The organism is Streptomyces sp. PKU-EA00015 (assembly GCF_013387495.1).
Classification (GTDB): domain Bacteria; phylum Actinomycetota; class Actinomycetes; order Streptomycetales; family Streptomycetaceae; genus Streptomyces.
On record NZ_JABZEE010000011.1, the window covers coordinates 145,362 to 161,533 of the forward strand.

At 71.4% G+C, this 16,172-nt stretch carries 16 protein-coding genes and 1 tRNA gene; 7 read left to right on the forward strand and 10 right to left on the reverse strand.

Annotated elements, in window-relative coordinates:
* Nucleotides 1–14: 14 nt before the first annotated feature.
* The 3 genes from HW130_RS11295 to HW130_RS11305 form a co-directional block, all read right to left on the reverse strand.
* Complete coding sequence (locus tag HW130_RS11295; protein WP_177149347.1) at nucleotides 15–1,514, reverse strand: Stp1/IreP family PP2C-type Ser/Thr phosphatase; 1,500 nt, start codon at nucleotides 1,512–1,514, stop codon at nucleotides 15–17.
* Nucleotides 1,515–1,655: 141 nt separating this feature from the next.
* Nucleotides 1,656–2,171 carry an FHA domain-containing protein gene (locus tag HW130_RS11300; RefSeq protein WP_177149348.1) on the reverse strand — a complete coding sequence of 172 codons (516 nt, stop codon included), beginning with the start codon at nucleotides 2,169–2,171 and terminating at the stop codon, nucleotides 1,656–1,658.
* A 10-nt stretch (nucleotides 2,172–2,181) separates the two neighbouring features.
* Nucleotides 2,182–3,045 carry a DUF3662 and FHA domain-containing protein gene (locus HW130_RS11305; protein ID WP_177149349.1) on the reverse strand — a complete coding sequence of 288 codons (864 nt, stop codon included), beginning with the start codon at nucleotides 3,043–3,045 and terminating at the stop codon, nucleotides 2,182–2,184.
* A gap of 335 nt (nucleotides 3,046–3,380) precedes the next feature.
* Here HW130_RS11305 and HW130_RS11310 point away from each other — a divergent pair.
* The 4 genes from HW130_RS11310 (at nucleotide 3,381) to HW130_RS11325 (ending at nucleotide 6,545) form a co-directional block, all read left to right on the forward strand.
* Nucleotides 3,381–3,467, forward strand: a tRNA-Leu gene (locus HW130_RS11310).
* A 309-nt stretch (nucleotides 3,468–3,776) separates the two neighbouring features.
* The gene (locus tag HW130_RS11315; protein ID WP_177149350.1) at nucleotides 3,777–5,258 is read left to right on the forward strand and encodes a DUF2252 domain-containing protein; all 1,482 of its coding nucleotides are present in this window, start codon (nucleotides 3,777–3,779) and stop codon (nucleotides 5,256–5,258) included.
* A gap of 33 nt (nucleotides 5,259–5,291) precedes the next feature.
* The gene (locus HW130_RS11320; RefSeq protein ID WP_177149351.1) at nucleotides 5,292–6,137 is read left to right on the forward strand and encodes a hypothetical protein; all 846 of its coding nucleotides are present in this window, start codon (nucleotides 5,292–5,294) and stop codon (nucleotides 6,135–6,137) included.
* A 63-nt stretch (nucleotides 6,138–6,200) separates the two neighbouring features.
* Nucleotides 6,201–6,545 (forward strand): rhodanese-like domain-containing protein, encoded by a 345-nt coding sequence (locus HW130_RS11325; protein WP_177149352.1) that lies wholly within the window; start codon nucleotides 6,201–6,203, stop codon nucleotides 6,543–6,545.
* Between the two features lie 174 nt (nucleotides 6,546–6,719).
* Here the strand turns inward: HW130_RS11325 and HW130_RS11330 are convergent, their stop codons facing one another.
* The 6 genes from HW130_RS11330 to paaA form a co-directional block, all read right to left on the reverse strand.
* Nucleotides 6,720–7,889: an acyl-CoA dehydrogenase family protein gene (locus HW130_RS11330; protein WP_177149353.1), complete on the reverse strand. Its 1,170-nt coding sequence runs from the start codon at nucleotides 7,887–7,889 to the stop codon at nucleotides 6,720–6,722.
* Between the two features lie 158 nt (nucleotides 7,890–8,047).
* Nucleotides 8,048–9,103 (reverse strand): 2Fe-2S iron-sulfur cluster-binding protein, encoded by a 1,056-nt coding sequence (locus HW130_RS11335; RefSeq protein WP_177149354.1) that lies wholly within the window; start codon nucleotides 9,101–9,103, stop codon nucleotides 8,048–8,050.
* A complete protein-coding gene (gene paaD, locus HW130_RS11340; RefSeq protein WP_177149355.1) occupies nucleotides 9,104–9,622 on the reverse strand; it encodes a 1,2-phenylacetyl-CoA epoxidase subunit PaaD in 519 nt (172 codons plus the stop codon).
* Nucleotides 9,616–10,335, reverse strand: coding sequence for a 1,2-phenylacetyl-CoA epoxidase subunit PaaC (gene paaC / locus HW130_RS11345; RefSeq protein ID WP_177149356.1), 720 nt, complete (start codon nucleotides 10,333–10,335; stop codon nucleotides 9,616–9,618). Before paaC ends, paaD begins: the two co-directional genes overlap by 7 nt.
* Nucleotides 10,332–10,622: a 1,2-phenylacetyl-CoA epoxidase subunit PaaB gene (gene paaB, locus HW130_RS11350; RefSeq protein WP_177149357.1), complete on the reverse strand. Its 291-nt coding sequence runs from the start codon at nucleotides 10,620–10,622 to the stop codon at nucleotides 10,332–10,334. Before paaB ends, paaC begins: the two co-directional genes overlap by 4 nt.
* The gene (gene paaA / locus HW130_RS11355; protein WP_177149358.1) at nucleotides 10,619–11,590 is read right to left on the reverse strand and encodes a 1,2-phenylacetyl-CoA epoxidase subunit PaaA; all 972 of its coding nucleotides are present in this window, start codon (nucleotides 11,588–11,590) and stop codon (nucleotides 10,619–10,621) included. The genes paaB and paaA overlap by 4 nt, the downstream gene beginning before the upstream one ends.
* Nucleotides 11,591–11,704: 114 nt before the next feature.
* Here paaA and HW130_RS11360 point away from each other — a divergent pair, with 114 nt between their 5' ends.
* From HW130_RS11360 to HW130_RS11370, 3 genes are read left to right on the forward strand one after another with little or no spacing between them, the layout of a single operon-like run.
* Nucleotides 11,705–12,541, forward strand: a complete 837-nt coding sequence (locus tag HW130_RS11360; protein ID WP_177149359.1) for a DUF5819 family protein — start codon at nucleotides 11,705–11,707, stop codon at nucleotides 12,539–12,541.
* Nucleotides 12,538–13,725, forward strand: coding sequence for an HTTM domain-containing protein (locus HW130_RS11365; RefSeq protein WP_177149360.1), 1,188 nt, complete (start codon nucleotides 12,538–12,540; stop codon nucleotides 13,723–13,725). Before HW130_RS11360 ends, HW130_RS11365 begins: the two co-directional genes overlap by 4 nt.
* 17 nt (nucleotides 13,726–13,742) lie before the next feature.
* Nucleotides 13,743–14,375: a TrmH family RNA methyltransferase gene (locus HW130_RS11370; RefSeq protein ID WP_218183423.1), complete on the forward strand. Its 633-nt coding sequence runs from the start codon at nucleotides 13,743–13,745 to the stop codon at nucleotides 14,373–14,375.
* A 57-nt stretch (nucleotides 14,376–14,432) separates the two neighbouring features.
* Here the strand turns inward: HW130_RS11370 and paaN are convergent, their stop codons facing one another.
* On the reverse strand, nucleotides 14,433–16,112 hold the full coding sequence (paaN, locus tag HW130_RS11375) for a phenylacetic acid degradation protein PaaN (protein ID WP_177149362.1): 1,680 nt from the start codon (nucleotides 16,110–16,112) through the stop codon (nucleotides 14,433–14,435).
* Nucleotides 16,113–16,172: the final 60 nt, after the last annotated feature.

Genomic DNA, 16,172 nt, shown 5'->3' on the forward strand with positions numbered 1-16,172 from the left:
CCCCTACGGCCCTGTTACTGCTTGCCGCAGTTCGAGGCCAGCTTCTGCTCCTCCTCCGAGAGGGTGGGACTCGGAGAGGGAGCGGCTGCGTTCGGCTTGGTCTTGGACGTCTGCGTGGTGGGCGTCCCGGCGGCTCCGTCGGCCTCGCCCTCGCCCTCACCGGGCGGTGGGGTGCTGGCGCGGTCGGCCGCCTCGCGGCGCTGCTCGTCCTTCTTGCAGGCGGTTGCCTGGCGGGCGAGCTCGTCGACCTTGGCTCTCGCCTTGCCGAGGCTGTCCTCGGTGATCGTCGCCTCCACCTGCTTGCGCTGGTAGGGCGGTAGGTACTTGAGTTCGATCTCGGGGTGGTCCTTCTCCACATCCGAGAGCGAGACCCAGGCGAGGTCCTGGCTGATGCCCCGGTAGAGCGCGACGTGCTCGTCCTTCGAGCCGACGTAGTACTGGGTCTGGGTCCAGCGGTAGCCGCCGTACAGTCCGCCGCCCACGACCGCGAGGGCGAGGGCGACGAAGAACGACCGCTTCAGCCACTTGCGGCCGCCGCGCCCTTTGACGAAGTCGTCGTCGGTGTAGGACCCGAAGGAGCCCTCCGGCGGCATGCCGCCGTATCCGTCGCCGGACCCGGGCGGGCCGAAGCTGCCGCTGGGAGCCTGCCCCCCCGAGGGGCGGCCGAGGCCCGCCGCGCGGCCGGCCGGGGTCTGCATGGCGCCGCCGTCGTTCAGCTGGTGCTGGTTCTCGGCGACCGCGCCGACGACGACGGGGGTGTCGCTCAGGTGTCCGGCCAGCGTGTCCCCGGAGTCGGTGTCGAGGACGTCCGCGACGATGCAGGTGATGTTGTCGGGACCGCCGCCTCGCAGGGCGAGCTGAATCAGGTCCTGCACGGTCTCCTGCGGCCCCTGGTAGCTGGCGAGCGTCTCCTCCATCGTCTGGTGGGAGACGACGCCGGAGAGGCCGTCGGAGCAGATCAGGTAGCGGTCGCCGGCGCGGACCTCGCGGATGGAGAGGTCGGGCTCGACATGGTCGCCGCTGCCCAGCGCGCGCATCAGCAGGGAGCGCTGCGGGTGGGTGGTGGCTTCCTCCTCGGTGATGCGGCCCTCGTCGACGAGCCGCTGCACCCAGGTGTGGTCCTGCGTGATCTGGGTCAGCACGCCGTCGCGCAGCAGGTACGCGCGCGAGTCGCCGACGTGGACGAGGCCGAGGCGCTGACCCGTCCACAGGAGCGCGGTGAGCGTGGTGCCCATGCCCTCGAGCTGGGGGTCCTCCTCGACCATCATCCGGAGCTGGTCGTTCGCGCGCTGCACGGCGCTGCCGAGCGAGGTGAGGATGTCGGAGCCGGGAACGTCGTCGTCGAGCGTGACGAGCGTGGAGATGACCTCGGAGGAGGCGACCTCTCCGGCGGCCTGGCCGCCCATGCCGTCGGCGATGGCGAGCAGGCGCGGGCCGGCGTAACCGGAGTCCTCGTTGCCCTCGCGGATCATGCCCTTGTGCGATCCCGCGGCGAAACGCAGAGAAAGACTCATGCGCACCTCGCCCGTCGGCTCGCCGCTTGACTGTCGCGCCAGCCGGTCTCGAGCCACACTGCCCACCCTCCGGTCGGGAGTCCGTGCCGGTCGCCCGTGGGGACCGCTGCGACTCGCTCGCTCCGCTCGCTCATTGTCGTACTACTTCCGCAGCTCGATGACGGTCTTGCCGATGCGGATCGGCGCGCCCAGCGGAATCGGTGTCGGTGTGGTGAGCCGGGTCCGGTCGAGATAGGTGCCGTTGGTGGACCCGAGATCCTCGACGATCCACTGGCCGTCTCGATCGGGGTAGATCCTGGCATGCCGGCTGGAGGCGTAGTCGTCGTCCAGCACGATGGTGGAGTCGTGCGCGCGGCCCAGGGTGATCGTCTGGCCCTGGAGGGCGACCGTGGTGCCGGTGAGGCTGCCCTCCGAGACGACGAGCTTCGTGGGCGCCCCCCTGCGCTGGCGGCCACCCGCCTGCTGGCGCTGCTGCTGCTGCGGGGCAGCAGCCTGACGCGCCTGCTGGGGACGGGCGTCCGCCGTGCGGCGTGAGCCGCGCTGCGTGACGCGCGTCCCGAACAGGTCGCTGCGGATGACCTGGACGGCCACGATCACGAACAGCCACAGAACAGCCAGGAAACCTAGCCGCATGACCGTCAGGGTCAGCTCTGACATTGCCCCCGCTTCACCCTTCGGCTTGCCGGTAAACGATGGTGGTGCTGCCCACGACGATCCGCGAGCCGTCGCGGAGCGTAGCGCGGGTGGTGTGCTGCCCGTCCACCACGATGCCGTTGGTGGACCCGAGATCCTGGATCGTCGAGGGCGTTCCGGTCCGGATCTCACAGTGCCGGCGTGATACGCCGGGGTCGTCGATCCGCACGTCGGCGTCGGTGCTGCGACCCAGCACCAGCGTCGGGCGGGAGATCTGATGGCGTGTGCCGTTGATCTCGATCCAGCGGCGTACCTGTGCGCTCGGCAGCGCGCCCGGGCCGGGCGCGCGCTGGCCGGCCGCGGGGCCGGGGCGCCGGTCGCCGGGCATGCCCGGCGGCGGCGCGGCCGGCATGGGCGGTGCGCCGGCGACGGGGGTCCCCCCGCCGTAGGCAGGGGGAGGGTAGCCGTAGCCGCCGCGGGGTGCGCCCTGGGGAGCGGCGGGTGCGCCGGCGTTTTGTGACGTACTCGACGCCAGAGTGCGGCTGCGCACGCGGTACAGACCGGTGTCGAGGTCGTCCGCCTTCTCCAGACGGACCTTGATCGGGCCCATGAAGGTGTAGCGCTGCTGCTTGGCGTAGTCGCGGACGAGGCCGGACAGCTCGTCGCCGAGCTGGCCCGAGTACGGGCTCAGGCGCTCGAAGTCGGGCGCGCTGAGCTCGACGATGAAGTCATTGGGGACGACCGTCCGCTCGCGGTTCCAGATCGTCGCGTTGTTGTCGCACTCGCGCTGGAGGGCGCCCGCGATCTCGACGGGCTGGACCTCGGACTTGAACACCTTGGCGAAGGTGCCGTTGACCAGGCCTTCGAGACGCTGCTCGAAACGCTTCAGGACTCCCATGGGGCACCTCCTCCGTCGTTGTCGCCCTGGTACTGCTTACAGATCGTATCCACGCGTCGGGAAATCGGCTGGTTCCCCTTGTCTGCCCCGTCGATGAGTGTCACCTCTCACACGGATCGTAGAGGCGGCCTGAGAACAGTGTCCCGCACCCTGGGTACATCAAGGAGGAGTGGGGGCAGGCCGCTCGTCGTTCCCGCTCATTCGTTCCGTTCCCTGTTCGCTGCGAGGGGCCCCGAAACAACGGATGTGAATCCACCCTGGGCAGCGTGCTAATCTTCTGCATGTCGCCAGGGGGCAGCACCGAAACGGTGAAGCACCCGACGACAGCACCCAATGCGCGGGTGGCGGAATAGGCAGACGCGCTGGATTCAGGTTCCAGTGCCCGCAAGGGCGTGGGGGTTCAACTCCCCCCTCGCGCACCATGGAGACGGGTCTCCACCGGACGAAAGTCCCGGTGGGGGCCCGTTTCTCGTTGTGCCCCGTTGTCGGCCCGGCCTCCGTGGGCGGCCGGGGCGTGTCGGCCAGGGTGCGGCGGCTCGATGTTTCACGTGGAACATCACGGGCCGAAGGCGCTCTGGTGGCGGGACATGGCGGGCTCCGTGGCGATGGCCACATGAGCGGCCGGAGAGCGGCGGACAGGGTTTTCCACAGGGGCAGACGGCTGTCGTGGCCCGGCGGTACGGTCTTGGCAGTTGATGTTGAGGGCGTACGACGCCGGGGGAGGCCGCGGCATGGACGAGGCCGAGATGTTGGTGCCGCCGCAGCGGCCGGAGAGCGGCGTGGCGGGCGGAGGGGCCGGTGAGCGTATCCCGGAAGTGCCCGGATTCGCTCCGCGCAGAGTGACGAAGGGCACGGCGGCCGGCGGTTCGCCGAAGGACCTGGGCAAGGCGCTGCGGGCGCGGGTGCCGCGGTCCGGGCACGATTCGCTCGTCCTCACGACCGGGCGGCCCGATGCCATGCGGGCGGTGGAGGAGTCCAGCCGGGGCCGCGTGCCCGAGCTGACCCCGATACGGGTGGGGAGGATGGCGGCCTCGCCGTTCGCGTTCCTGCGGGGCTCGGCCGGACTGATGGCGCACGACCTGGTGGGCACTCCCGTGAGCGGGATCGGCGCCCAGATCTGCGGCGACGCGCACGCCGCGAACTTCGGCCTCTACGGGGACGCCCGCGGCCGCCTGGTCATCGACCTCAACGACTTCGACGAGACCGTCGTCGGCCCCTGGGAATGGGACGTCAAGCGGCTGGCGGTGTCGCTGGTGCTGGCCGGCCGGGTGGCGGGGGCGGACGAGGACGTCTGCAGGGCGGCTGCCTTCGACGCCGTGGGCGCCTACCGCCGCACCATGCGACTGCTGGCGAAGCTGCCGGCACTGGACGCGTGGAACGCCATCGCCGACGAGGAGCTCGTCTCGCACACGGACGCGCGGGATCTGCTCGGCACCCTGGAGCGTGTCGCCGCGAAGGCCCGCAACAACACCAGCGCCCGCTTCGCCGCGAGGTCCACGGAGCCGGTGACGGGCGAGGGCGGTGAGGCCGGCCGCCGCTTCGTGGACGCGCCGCCTGTCCTTCGGCGGGTGCCGGACGAAGAGGCGTCGATGGTCGCCGCGTCCCTCGGCCCGTACCTGGCCACGGTCTCCGAGGACCGGCTGCCGTTGCTCGCGCGGTACGCGATCCACGACGTCGCCTTCCGCGTGGTGGGCACCGGAAGCGTCGGTACACGGTCGTACGTGGTGCTGCTGCTCGATCACCGGGGAGACGCGCTGGTGCTGCAGGTGAAGGAGGCGCGGGCCTCGGCGCTGGAGCCGCATCTGCGCGCCGCCGGTTTCCCGGTGCGGCAGGTGGAGCACGAGGGACGGCGCGTGGTGCTCGGTCAGAAGCGGATGCAGGTGGTCAGCGACATCCTGCTCGGCTGGACGACGGTGGACGGACGGCCCTTCCAGGTGCGGCAGTTCCGGAACCGCAAGGGCAGCGTGGACCCCGCCGCTCTGGCGCCCGACCAGGTCGACGACTACGGACGGATGACCGGCGCGCTGCTGGCGCGGGCGCACGCCCACAGTGCCGACCCGCGGCTCCTGGCCGGCTACTGCGGCAAGAGCGAGGAGTTCGACGAGGCCGTCGCGTCCTTCGCCGTCACCTACGCGGACAGGACAGAGGCGGACCATGCGGATCTGCTGGCCGCGATCAAGAGCGGACGCATAGCCGCCGAGCTGGGGGTGTGACCGGGCGGCCCGTCGCGCCCGTAGTCTGGACGGGTGACCCAGGAAGCCGCCGGGGGACCGACCACCCGGAACGACGAAGAGCGCGACGCGCACCAGGACGCGCAGCCGAGGCCCGAGGCCCGGCTCGCGCAAGCGGTGCGTGTGGCCGAGCAGGCGCTGATCGAGTTCGAGATCGCGCTGGAGACGTTCCGGGTGGAAGTGGAGAACTTCTCCCGGCTGCACCACCAGAAGCTCGGACCGATGTACGCGCGGCTGGACGAGCTGGACGCTCAGATCGCCGAGGCCCGGGCGGCACACAGCGGCGACCCGGAGGACCTGCGCAAGGCGCAGGAGGCCCGGGCCATGGTGCTGCCGATGCCCGGCGTGGACGAACTGTTCCACGGCTGGGTGGACAGCGACGGCCTGTCCCCCGAGGCCGCCGCGATGCTCACCGAGCAGCCGGTGCGCGCCCCCAAGCGGGTGCGGCCCAGTGAAGAGGCCCGCAAGCTCTACCGGGAGCTCGCGCGCAAGGCGCATCCGGACCTGGCACAGGACGAGACGGAGCGGGCCCGGCGCGACGAGTTCATCGCCCGGGTGAACGCCGCCTACGGCCTCGGTGACGAGGTCCGGCTGCGGGAGCTGGCCGAGGAGTGGGAGGCCGGTCCGGTGACGCCTGAGCCCCAGCTCAGCGAGAGCGAGGAGCTCTACGCACGGCTGGAGTGGCTCTCGCAGCGCAAGGAACTGCTCACCGCGGTCGCCAAGGAGCTGGAGGAGAGCGCGATCGGCGCGATGCTGCGGATGGCGCCCGACGACCCGGACACGCTGCTCGACGAGATCGCCGAGCAGTTGCTCGCGCAGGTCTCCGAGCGGGAGAAGGAACTGGCCGGCCTGGTGGAGTAGGTTTTTTGGAGGCCCGCAGGCGGCCCCCCGCCGCCGTGTACGTACGAGAGAAGGCATTGCCCCATGAACTTCGCCCCGCTGCCCTCCGTGGAAGCCGCGGCGGTACCGGCCGACGGTCTGGTGCTGGACGTCCGTGAGGCCGACGAGTGGGCGGCCGGTCACGTCGAGGGGGCGCTGCACGTCCCGATGAGCGACTTCGTCGCCCGCTTCGGCGAGGTGACCGAGGCGGTGGCCGACGGACGTCGCGCCTATGTGATGTGCCGGGTGGGCGGGCGTTCCGCGCAGGTGACCCAGTACCTGGTGCAGCAGGGCATCGACGCGGTGAACATCGACGGCGGCATGCTCGCCTGGGACGGCGCGGGCCGCCCGATGGTGACCGAGGGCGGGGCCCCGGCCTTCGTGCTCTGATCCCGGCCGGGCGGCCGCACTCGATCAGCGACGGCGCCCGCACCGGCGATCCGGTTCCGGCTGCGGCGGACGACCGGTTCCGGCTGTGGCGGACGACTGGCTACGGCCGGCAGGTGACGGCCGGGCGGCCGCGCGGGCGGTCCTGGAACGGCACGTGGCCTCCAGGGGGAGCCGCTAGCCGAGCGGATGCGCGGCGAGCAGATCGCCGAGGGTCTCCTCGTGGGCGGCGGCCGGGCCGAGGGAGAGTTCCAGTTGCTTGGCCCAGGCATGGAAGCGGTGGAGCGGACAGTCGGTGTCCGCGCCGAAGCCGCCGTGCAGGTGCTGGGCCGTCTGCACCACCCGGCGCACCCCTTCGGACGCCCAGATCTTGGCCACCGACACGTCGGCCGTGACGGGCAGGGCCACGGCGGACGCCATGCCGGACGCACCGGTCTCCTCCGGCTCGGTCAGGCGCCAGGCGGCCTGCCACAGGGTGGCTTCCATGGCGCGCAGGTCGATGTAGCGGTCGGCCGCCTGGACGGCGACCGCCTGGAACGTCGCCAAGGGGAAGCCGAACTGTTCGCGCTTCGCCGTGTAGCGGCTCGTCATCGTGAGCACCGCTTCGCCGAGGCCCAGCGCCAGCGCGCACGTGCCGGTCGCCAGGAGCCCGTGCAGCCATTCCCACGAGTCGTCCGCGTCGACGACGGCGGAGTCGTCCACCCGGACGGAGTCCAGGGTGACCTCGGCGAACAGCTCGCCGTTGGTGGAGATCTGCTCCGCCAGCGCGAGCCCGGCGGCGTCCTGGGGGACCAGGACGAACAGGGCACGCCCGTCGTCCGTGTGCGCGGGCACGGCGATCCGGTCCGCGCACTGGGCCCAGGGCACTCCGGTCTGCATCCCGTCGAGGACCCATCCGTCGTCCGACCCATCCGGCCGGCGCGCGGACACGGCGAGCTCGGCGGGATCGTGGCCGGTGCGGCCGTTCGCCCCGGCCGTCAGGATCAGCTCGCCGCGGACGACCCGGGGGAGGATCTCGGCCCGCAGAGCGGGGCTGCCGTACCGGGCCACCGCCATGGCGACCGCGCTTGTCTCCAGCAGGGGCACCCTGGCCAGCACCTTCGCGGACTCGCGCAGCACCAGGCACAGGGCGATCGGGTCCAGGCCCGCTCCGCCGTGCTCCGCCGGCAGGACCAGGCCGAGCAGGTCCGCACGCGCGAGGCCGGCCCACAAGGCACGGTCGACGTCATCGGCCACCGCGCCCGGCGTCAGTGCCGGACTGGGCACCGCGTCAGGCGCCACGTCCGAAAAGACGGCCCGGGCGGCCTCCACGGCCGCTTGCTGTTCCTCGGTGAAGGTGAAGTCCACTGTCCCGTCCTCCCGCACGCACCAGCACAACGGCACCGGTGGAGGCCATATCTGACGGAGCGTCAAGATAGGGCACGGTGCCGGAAATGAACACAGCGCGTGCGGGGCGGAATGCGGGTAGGGGCGGTCTTCGGGGCAGGAGTCCGGGACGGGCCGCGTCAGCGGTCGAAGTCCAACTCCACCTCGGCTGTGGCCGGATGGGACTGGCACGCGAGGACGTAGCCCGCCTCGGTCTCCTCCGGCTCCAGCGCGAAGTTGCGGTCCATGCGGACGTCTCCGGAGACGAGGAAGGCGCGGCAGGTGCCGCAGACGCCGCCCTTGCAGGCGTACGGAGCGTCCGCACGACTGCGCAGCACGGTCTCCAGCAGCGACTCCCCTTCCTGCACCGGCCACGTACCGGACCGGCCGTCGAGCGTCGCCGTCAGGGACGCATGGGCGGGAGCCACCACCGGAGCGGCGACCGGGGCCGAGCCGTCGTCCACGTGGAAGATCTCCTGATGGATGCGCCCGCGGTCCACTCCGAGTCCGCGGAGGGCCTGCTCGGCTCCCCGCACGAGTCCGAAGGGCCCGCACAGGAACCAGCCGTCCACGTCCGCCACCGGCAGCAGCGCGGGCAGGAGGGCCGTCAGCCGCTCCCGGTCCAGCCGGCCGGACGGCAGCCCCGACTGCTGCTCCTCCCTGGAGAGCACGGTGACCAGGTGGAAGCGGTCCGGGAAGCGGTCCTTGAGGTCGGCGACCTCCTCCAGGAACATCGTCGACGCCGCCGTGCGGTCGCTGCGGATCAGACAGAACCGGGCATCCGGCTCATCGGCGAGCAGAGTCGCGGCCATGGACAGGACCGGCGTGATGCCGCTGCCGCCGACCACGGCGGCGAAGTGCCCGGGGCGGGGCGGCAGGAGGAACCGGCCCATCGGAGGCATGACCTCGACGACGTCGCCGACGGCCAGCTCCTTGAGGGCGTACGTCGAGAACTCGCCGCCGTCGACCAGGCGGATGCCCACGCGCAGCACGGGGACCCCGCCGGCGGGGACGGCCGGGGAGCAGATCGAGTACGTGCGCCGGATCTCCTCGCCGTCCATGACCCGGCGCACGGCCAGATGCTGGCCCGGGGTGTGGCGGAAGGTCTCGTGCAGCTCGGGCGGCACCTCGAAGGTGACGGCCACCGAGTCGTCGGTGAGCTGCTCGACGGCGCCGACCCGGAGCGGATGGAACATCTACAGCTCCTTGAAGTGGTCGAAAGGTTCGCGGCAGGAGACGCAGCGGCGCAGGGCCTTGCACGCCGTCGAGGAGAACCTGCTGAGCAGCTCCGTCTCGGTCGACCCGCAGTGCGGGCAGCGCACGGCGAGCGTCAGCCGCACCGGTCCCTCGGCACGGTGGGGGCGCGGCGGCGCTATGCCGAACTCGTGGAGCTTGCGCCGCCCTTCCTCGCTGATGTCGTCCGTGGACCAGGCGGGGGAGAGCACCTTGACGACCGAGACGTCCGCCATCCCGTGGTCGTGCAGCACTCGCTCGATGTCCGCGGTCATCGCCTCGACGGCCGGGCAGCCCGTGTATGTCGGGGTCAGCTCGACCTCGACACGGTCGGGGCCGACCAGGTGGACCCCGCGGAGCACTCCCAGCTCCTCCAGAGTCAGCACCGGCAGCTCGGGGTCGGGAACGGACCCGGCCAGTCTGCGCAGCTCCGCCTCCAGCGCCGTGTCACCGGCGGGCGGCTCCTGTGTCCCGGTCACCATGACGCCCCCGGATGACTCCGGCGCAGATGCTGCATCTCGGCGAGCATCCGGCCGAACGGCTCCGTGTGCAGGCCCTGGCGCCCTGCCCCGGCCGACCAGGCGCCCTTGCGCGGCCCCTCCGGCACGGTCAGCGTCGCCTGCTTCAGCACGCCGGTGACGTACTCCAGCCAGGCCGACTCCAGCGCCTCCCACTCGACGTCCAGGCCCTCCACCGGCTGGAACATCTCGCCGGTGAACCGCCACAGCGCCTCGCACGCCGCCTGCATGCGCTCATGGCTCTGCGCGGTCCCGTCACCCAGCCGCGCGACCCAGTGCTCGGCGTGGTCGCGGTGGTACGCGACCTCCTTGACCGCCTTCGCCGCGAGTGCGGAGAAGGGGCCGTCACCGGCGGCGAGGGTCTCGTAGAGCATGCCCTGGTAGCCGGAGAAGTAGAGCTGGCGGGCCATGGTGTGGGCGAAGTCGCCGTTCGGCTGCTCGACCAGCTGGAGATTGCGGAACTCGCGCTCCTCGCGCAGGTACGCGAGCTCGTCCTCGTCACCGACGAGCGAGAGCAGCACCCTTGCCTGGCCCAGCAGGTCGAGGGCGATGTTGGCGAGGGCCACCTCCTCCTCGAGGACGGGAGCGTGGCCGGCCCACTCCCCCAGCCGGTGCGAGAGCACCAGCGCGTCGTCGCCGAGCGCCAGGGCCGCGGTGTGCACGGGCGTGCTGCTCACAGGTGCTTCACTCCTTCGGGGATCTCGTAGAAGGTCGGGTGGCGGTACGGCTTGTCGGCGGCCGGGTCGAAGAACGGGTCCTTCTCGTCCGGCGAGGAGGCGGTGATCGTGGCGGAGGGCACCACCCAGATCGAGACGCCCTCGCTGCGCCGGGTGTAGAGGTCGCGCGCGTTCCTCAGGGCCATGTCGGCGTCCGGGGCGTGCAGGCTGCCCGCGTGCGTGTGGGACAGGCCGCGGCGCGAGCGCACGAAGACCTCCCACAGCGGCCATTCGGTCGAGCTGCTCATGCGGTCGCCTCCCCGGGCTCGGTGTGCGGTGCTGCTGGTCTGTGCTTGTCGGCGTACGCGGCGGCCGCTTCGCGGACCCAGGCGCCCGCCTCGTGCGCCCGGCGGCGCTGGCTGATCCGCTGTTCGTTGCACGGCCCGTTGCCCTTGAGGACTTCCTGGAACTCCGACCAGTCGATCGCGCCGAAGTCGTAGTGGCCCCGCTCCTCGTTCCACCGGAGGTCCGGGTCGGGGAGCGTCAGGCCGAGCGCCTCGGCCTGCGGGACGCAGATGTCGACGAAGCGCTGGCGCAGCTCGTCGTTCGAATGCCGCTTGATCTTCCAGGCCATGGACTGGGCGGAGTGCGCGGAGGCGTCGTCCGGCGGGCCGAACATCATCAGCGAGGGCCACCACCAGCGGTCCACCGCGTCCTGTGCCATCGCGTGCTGCTCCGGCGTGCCCTGGGACAGGGTGAGCAGCAGTTCGTAGCCCTGGCGCTGGTGGAAGGACTCCTCCTTGCAGATCCGGACCATCGCGCGGGCGTACGGACCGTAGGAGCAGCGGCAGAGGGGGACCTGGTTGGTGATCGCGGCGCCGTCGACGAGCCAGCCGATGGCGCCGACGTCCGCCCAGGTCAGGGTCGGGTAGTTGAAGATCGAGGAGTACTTCTGGCGGCCGGCGTGGAGCTTGTCGAGGAGTTCGTCGCGGCTGGTGCCCAGGGTCTCGGCGGCGCTGTAGAGGTAGAGGCCGTGACCGGCCTCGTCCTGGACCTTGGCCATCAGGATCGCCTTGCGGCGCAGCGAGGGCGCCCGCGTGATCCAGTTGGCCTCCGGCTGCATGCCGATGATTTCGGAGTGCGCGTGCTGGGCCATCTGGCGGACGAGCGAGGCCCGGTACGCGTCCGGCATCCAGTCGCGCGGCTCGATGCGCTCATCGGCGGCCACGGCGGCGTCGAACGCCGCCTCGTACGCCTCCGGTGTCACTGTCGTCATCCGGACCCCCTACCGACCGATCGTTCGGTTCATCGACTTCAATGGTGGGTCGACGGCCCTTAAGGTGTCAAGCCTGTGGATAACCGAGGCGTACGACTGGGGATCGGGGCGGGGATGGAGTCCTTTGAGCACAGGGACGGCACGGGTGGGAGCCTCGGCTCCGGGCCGCCCGCGCCGCGGTCGCCGGAAGGGGACGCGATACCGGTCCAGGTCGCCCCGTCCGGCCCGCCCCCGGTCGTTCCGACCGAGGCGGGCCTCGCCCCGAGCGGGCCGGCGCCGTCCGGCCCCGACCGCGGCATCGCCGCGCTGCCCCTCCCGTACCAGGTCGCTGCAGCCGTCTTCCTCGTGCTCGTCGCCGCCGTCGCGTGCGTCCACCTGACCATGGTCTTCCTCCACGTCGCCCCCTCCAACACGGTCACCAAGAGCCATGGTGAGGCGGTCCAGGGATGGGTCTACCCCGAGTTCGAACAGAACTGGAAGCTTTTCGCCCCCAATCCGCTCCAGCAGAACATCGCCGTACAGGTGCGGGCCGAGTACACCGCCGAAGACGGCAGCCGCCGGACTAGTGAATGGCTCGATCTGTCCGCACAGGACGGTGAGGCCATCCGCGGCAACCTCGTCCCCAGCCACGTCGACCAGAACCAGCTGCGCCGCGGCTGGGACTTCTTCCTCGGCTCCCACGACAACGAGGCTCGCCCCAACGGCCTGCGCGGCAGGCTCTCCGAGCGGTACTTGCGCCGCATCGTGATGCTGCGGCTGGACGGCATGGACCTGGGAGGCCCCGTCCAGCGCGTCCAGCTCAGGTCGTCGACCCGTGCGATCGAAGCGCCCGCGTGGAGCGGCGAGAGGACCGACACCCGGCCCGTCCACCGGGTCATGCCGTGGTGGACGATCACTGCGGCCGATCTGCCCGCCGGTGTCGACAACGCAGACAAGGAGGCGGGCAGGTGAGCACCACCACTGTGGAGCGCGGCGTGGCCCGCATCGTCCAGCGCGTCACGGCGACGGCCTTCGGGCCCTACCAGACCGCGATCGTCCGGATCGGGTTCGGCACCACCTGGCTGCTGTTCCTGCTGGTCGAGCTGCCGAACCGGCATCAGCTCTACGGGCCCGGCGGCCCCTGGAGCTGGCACATGGGGCGGGAACTGGTCGCCAACAACAACGCCTTCACCGGCCTGCTGTGGTCGGACAGCGGCCTGTGGTTCGAGACCGTCTACGGCCTGTCCATAGTCGCGAGCCTGCTGCTCATACTCGGCTGGCGTACCCGCGCCGCTTCCGCGCTGTTCATGTTCGGCGTGCTGTCCCTGCAGAACCGCTCGATCTTCGTCGGCGACGGCGGCGACAATGTCGTCCACCTGATGGCGATCTACCTCGTCTTCACGCGCTGCGCCCAGGTCTGGTCGCTCGACGCCCGTCGCGCGGCGCGCACGGTGCCCGGCGTGCCCTCCCGGGACCGTGTCGGTCCCCTGCTGTGGACGGTGCTCGGAGCCGCACTGGTCGTCGGCTCCCTTCACAACGACACGGGCCTGTTCGTGCTGACGCTGCTCTGGGTGCTGTGGGTGGCTCAGGGGCTGTGGTGGCTCGTCTGCCGGTACGCGCCGCACAGCCGGCCACGCGTGCTGCTCGATGTCCTGGCCGACATCCTCCACAACTGCGCACTCGTCGTGATCATGGCCGAGGTCTGTCTGATCTACGCGACCGCCGGCTGGTACAAGATCCAGGGCACGCGCTGGCAGGACGGGACGGCCCTGTACTACCCGCTCAAGCTCGAGTACTTCGCGCCGTGGCCGGCCCTCTCCGACGCGCTGGCCACCAGTGGTCTGCTGATGCTGGTGCTCACCTACGCCACGGTCGCCGTCCAGGTCGCGTTCCCGTTCACCCTCTTCAACCGGCGCGTCAAGAACGTCCTGCTGGTCGCCATGATGCTGGAGCACGCGGGCATCGCCGTGCTGCTCGGGCTGCCGGTCTTCTCGCTCGCCATGATCGCCGCCGACGCCGTCTTCCTGCCGACCGCGTTCCTGCTGTGGCTCGGTGCGCGGGCGGCCCGGGCGCGGGACCGGGTGTTCTCGCGGAGGCCTGCCCAGGGGCAGCCGGAACGGGAGAGCGGCGAGGTGCCCCGTACGCTCGTCGGGTGAGCACCACCGAGGAACCGATGCAGTACGACGAGGGCTACGGCCCCGAGGTCGGCGTGGGACCGCACCCCCTGCCGTGGCCGCAGGACGAGCGGTACGACCCCAAGCTCCTGGCCGAGGGCGACCGCCGCAACGTCGTCGACCGGTACCGGTACTGGACGCGCGAGGCGATCGTCGCCGATCTGGACACCCGGAGGCACGGCTTCCATGTGGCCGTCGAGAACTGGGGCCATGACTTCAACATCGGGTCCGTGGTGCGTACCGCGAACGCCTTCCTCGCGAACGGGATCCACATCGTGGGCCGCCGGCGCTGGAACCGGCGCGGGGCCATGGTCACCGACCGGTACCAGCATGTGCGCCACCACCCGGACACGGCGTCCCTGACCGCATGGGCGGCCTCGGAAGACCTGCCGATCATCGGCATCGACAACCTGCCGGGCGCCGTGCCGCTGGAGCGGACCGAGCTGCCGCGCCGCTGTGTGCTGCTCTTCGGTCAGGAGGGGCCGGGCCTGACGCGGGAGGCGCGCGAGCATGCGGCGATGGTCTGCTCGATCGCGCAGTTCGGCTCCACGCGGTCGATCAACGCGGGCGCTGCGGCGGCCATCGCCATGCACGCGTGGGTGCAGCGGCACGCGGACGTGCCGCTGCCCTGAGGACGGAGCCCCCTTCAGGGCGCGGCGGGCCGGCGACCGACCGGCCCGCCGGGCGCGTCAGGCCTGCCGCCGCACCTCGACCACACGGAAGCGGCTCGAGACGAACGCGCCGTCGCACAGGGCGGCGTTCGCCGCAGGGTTGCCGCCGGAGCCGTGGAAGTCGGAGAACGCCGCGGTCTGGTTGACGTACACCCCGCCGGTCAGGTTCAGCGAGAGCTGGGCCGACTCGTCGAGGCAGACCTCCTCGAGCGCGCGCTCCGTCTCCTCGGACGTGGTGTAGGCCCCGACCGTCATGGCGCCCTTGTCGCGGACCGTGCGCCGCAGCAGGTCCAGCGCGTCCGCCGTCGAGTCCATGGCCACCACGAACGACACGGGGCCGAAGCACTCGGAGAGGAACGCGGGCTCCGCGTCCTGCGCCTCCCAGTACTTGCGGGCGCCGTCGAGCTTGACGATCACCGGAGTGCGCACGGTCGCGTCCGGGAACTCCGGATTGACCACCTCGCGCGAGCGGAGCGCCACCTCGCCGAGCTCGGCCGCCGCCTCCAGGCGGGCCTTCACGTCGGGATTGACCAGGGCGCCCAGGAGGGCATTGGCCCGGGCGTCGTCGCCGAGCAGACCGCCGACGGCCCCCGCGAGGTCGGCCGCCACCTCGTCGTACGTCTTCGGGCCCTGATCGGTGGTGATGCCGTCCCGGGGGACCAGCACGTTCTGCGGGGTGGTGCACATCTGGCCGCTGTACAGGGACAGGGAGAAGGCCAGGTTGGACAGCATCCCCTTGTAGTCGTCGGTGGAGTCGACGACGACCGTGTTGACGCCGGCCTTCTCGGTGTAGACCTGCGCCTGGCGCGCGTTGGCCTCCAGCCAGTCTCCGAAGGCGGTGGAGCCCGTGTAGTCGATGATCCTGATCTCGGGGCGGGTCGCCAGCGTCTTCGCGATGCCCTCGCCCGGGCGCTCGGCGGCCAGGCAGACCAGGTTGGCGTCGAAGCCCGCCTCGGCGAGGACCTCGCGCGCCACCTTCACGGTGAGGGCGAGGGGGAGCACCGCGCGCGGGTGCGGCTTGACCAGGACCGGGTTGCCCGTGGCCAGGGAGGCGAACAGCCCGGGGTAGCCGTTCCACGTGGGGAAGGTGTTGCAGCCGATCACCAGGGCGATGCCGCGGCCGGCCGTCGTGAAGGTCTTGCGCAGCTCAAGGGGGTCGCGCTTGCCCTGGGGCTTGGACCAGTCGGCCGCGGCCGGGGTCCGGGTCTGCTCCTCGTACGCGTACGCCACGGCCTCCATGCCGCGGTCCTGGGCGTGCGGGCCGCCCGCCTGGAACGCCATCATGAACGCCTGCCCACTGGTGTGCATCACCGCGTGCGCGAACTCGTGGGTGCGGGCGCTGATGCGGGAGAGGATCTCCAGGCAGACCAGGGCACGCGTCTCGGGGCCGGCCTCGCGCCAGGCCGCCATGCCCGCGCGCATCGCGGGGAGCAGCACGTCGAGATCCGGGTGGGGGTACTCGATGCCCAGCTCCGGCCCGTACGGCGAGGTCTCACCTCCCGTCCAGCCGTCCGTGCCCGGCTGGTCCAGGTCGAAGCGGGTGCCGCGCAGCGCCTCGAAGGCCGCGAGGCCGTCCGCGGGGGCGCTTTCGCCGTACGCCTTGGGGTGCTCGGGGTGCGGTGACCAGTAGGCGCGCGTGCGGATCGCTTCGAGGGCCTGGTCGAGCGTGGGCCGGTGGGTCTCGGTCAGCTGCTGCATGACGGACCAACTCCTCGTCGAGCTGGGCAGGGAACTAGTGACAGAGTTAGAGTAACCGAA

What these genes read in the sequence shown, in the direction of transcription:
- HW130_RS11295 (WP_177149347.1), bottom strand. Translation starts at nt 1,514, where the DNA reads ATGAGTCTTTCTCTGCGTTTCGCCGCGGGATCGCACAAGGGCATGATC.
- HW130_RS11300 (WP_177149348.1), bottom strand. Translation starts at nt 2,171, where the DNA reads ATGTCAGAGCTGACCCTGACGGTCATGCGGCTAGGTTTCCTGGCTGTT.
- HW130_RS11305 (WP_177149349.1), bottom strand. Translation starts at nt 3,045, where the DNA reads ATGGGAGTCCTGAAGCGTTTCGAGCAGCGTCTCGAAGGCCTGGTCAAC.
- HW130_RS11315 (WP_177149350.1), top strand. Translation starts at nt 3,777, where the DNA reads ATGGACGAGGCCGAGATGTTGGTGCCGCCGCAGCGGCCGGAGAGCGGC.
- HW130_RS11325 (WP_177149352.1), top strand. Translation starts at nt 6,201, where the DNA reads ATGAACTTCGCCCCGCTGCCCTCCGTGGAAGCCGCGGCGGTACCGGCC.
- HW130_RS11335 (WP_177149354.1), bottom strand. Translation starts at nt 9,103, where the DNA reads ATGTTCCATCCGCTCCGGGTCGGCGCCGTCGAGCAGCTCACCGACGAC.
- paaD (WP_177149355.1), bottom strand. Translation starts at nt 9,622, where the DNA reads ATGGTGACCGGGACACAGGAGCCGCCCGCCGGTGACACGGCGCTGGAG.
- paaB (WP_177149357.1), bottom strand. Translation starts at nt 10,622, where the DNA reads ATGAGCAGCTCGACCGAATGGCCGCTGTGGGAGGTCTTCGTGCGCTCG.
- paaA (WP_177149358.1), bottom strand. Translation starts at nt 11,590, where the DNA reads ATGACGACAGTGACACCGGAGGCGTACGAGGCGGCGTTCGACGCCGCC.
- HW130_RS11360 (WP_177149359.1), top strand. Translation starts at nt 11,705, where the DNA reads ATGGAGTCCTTTGAGCACAGGGACGGCACGGGTGGGAGCCTCGGCTCC.
- HW130_RS11370 (WP_218183423.1), top strand. Translation starts at nt 13,743, where the DNA reads ATGCAGTACGACGAGGGCTACGGCCCCGAGGTCGGCGTGGGACCGCAC.
- paaN (WP_177149362.1), bottom strand. Translation starts at nt 16,112, where the DNA reads ATGCAGCAGCTGACCGAGACCCACCGGCCCACGCTCGACCAGGCCCTC.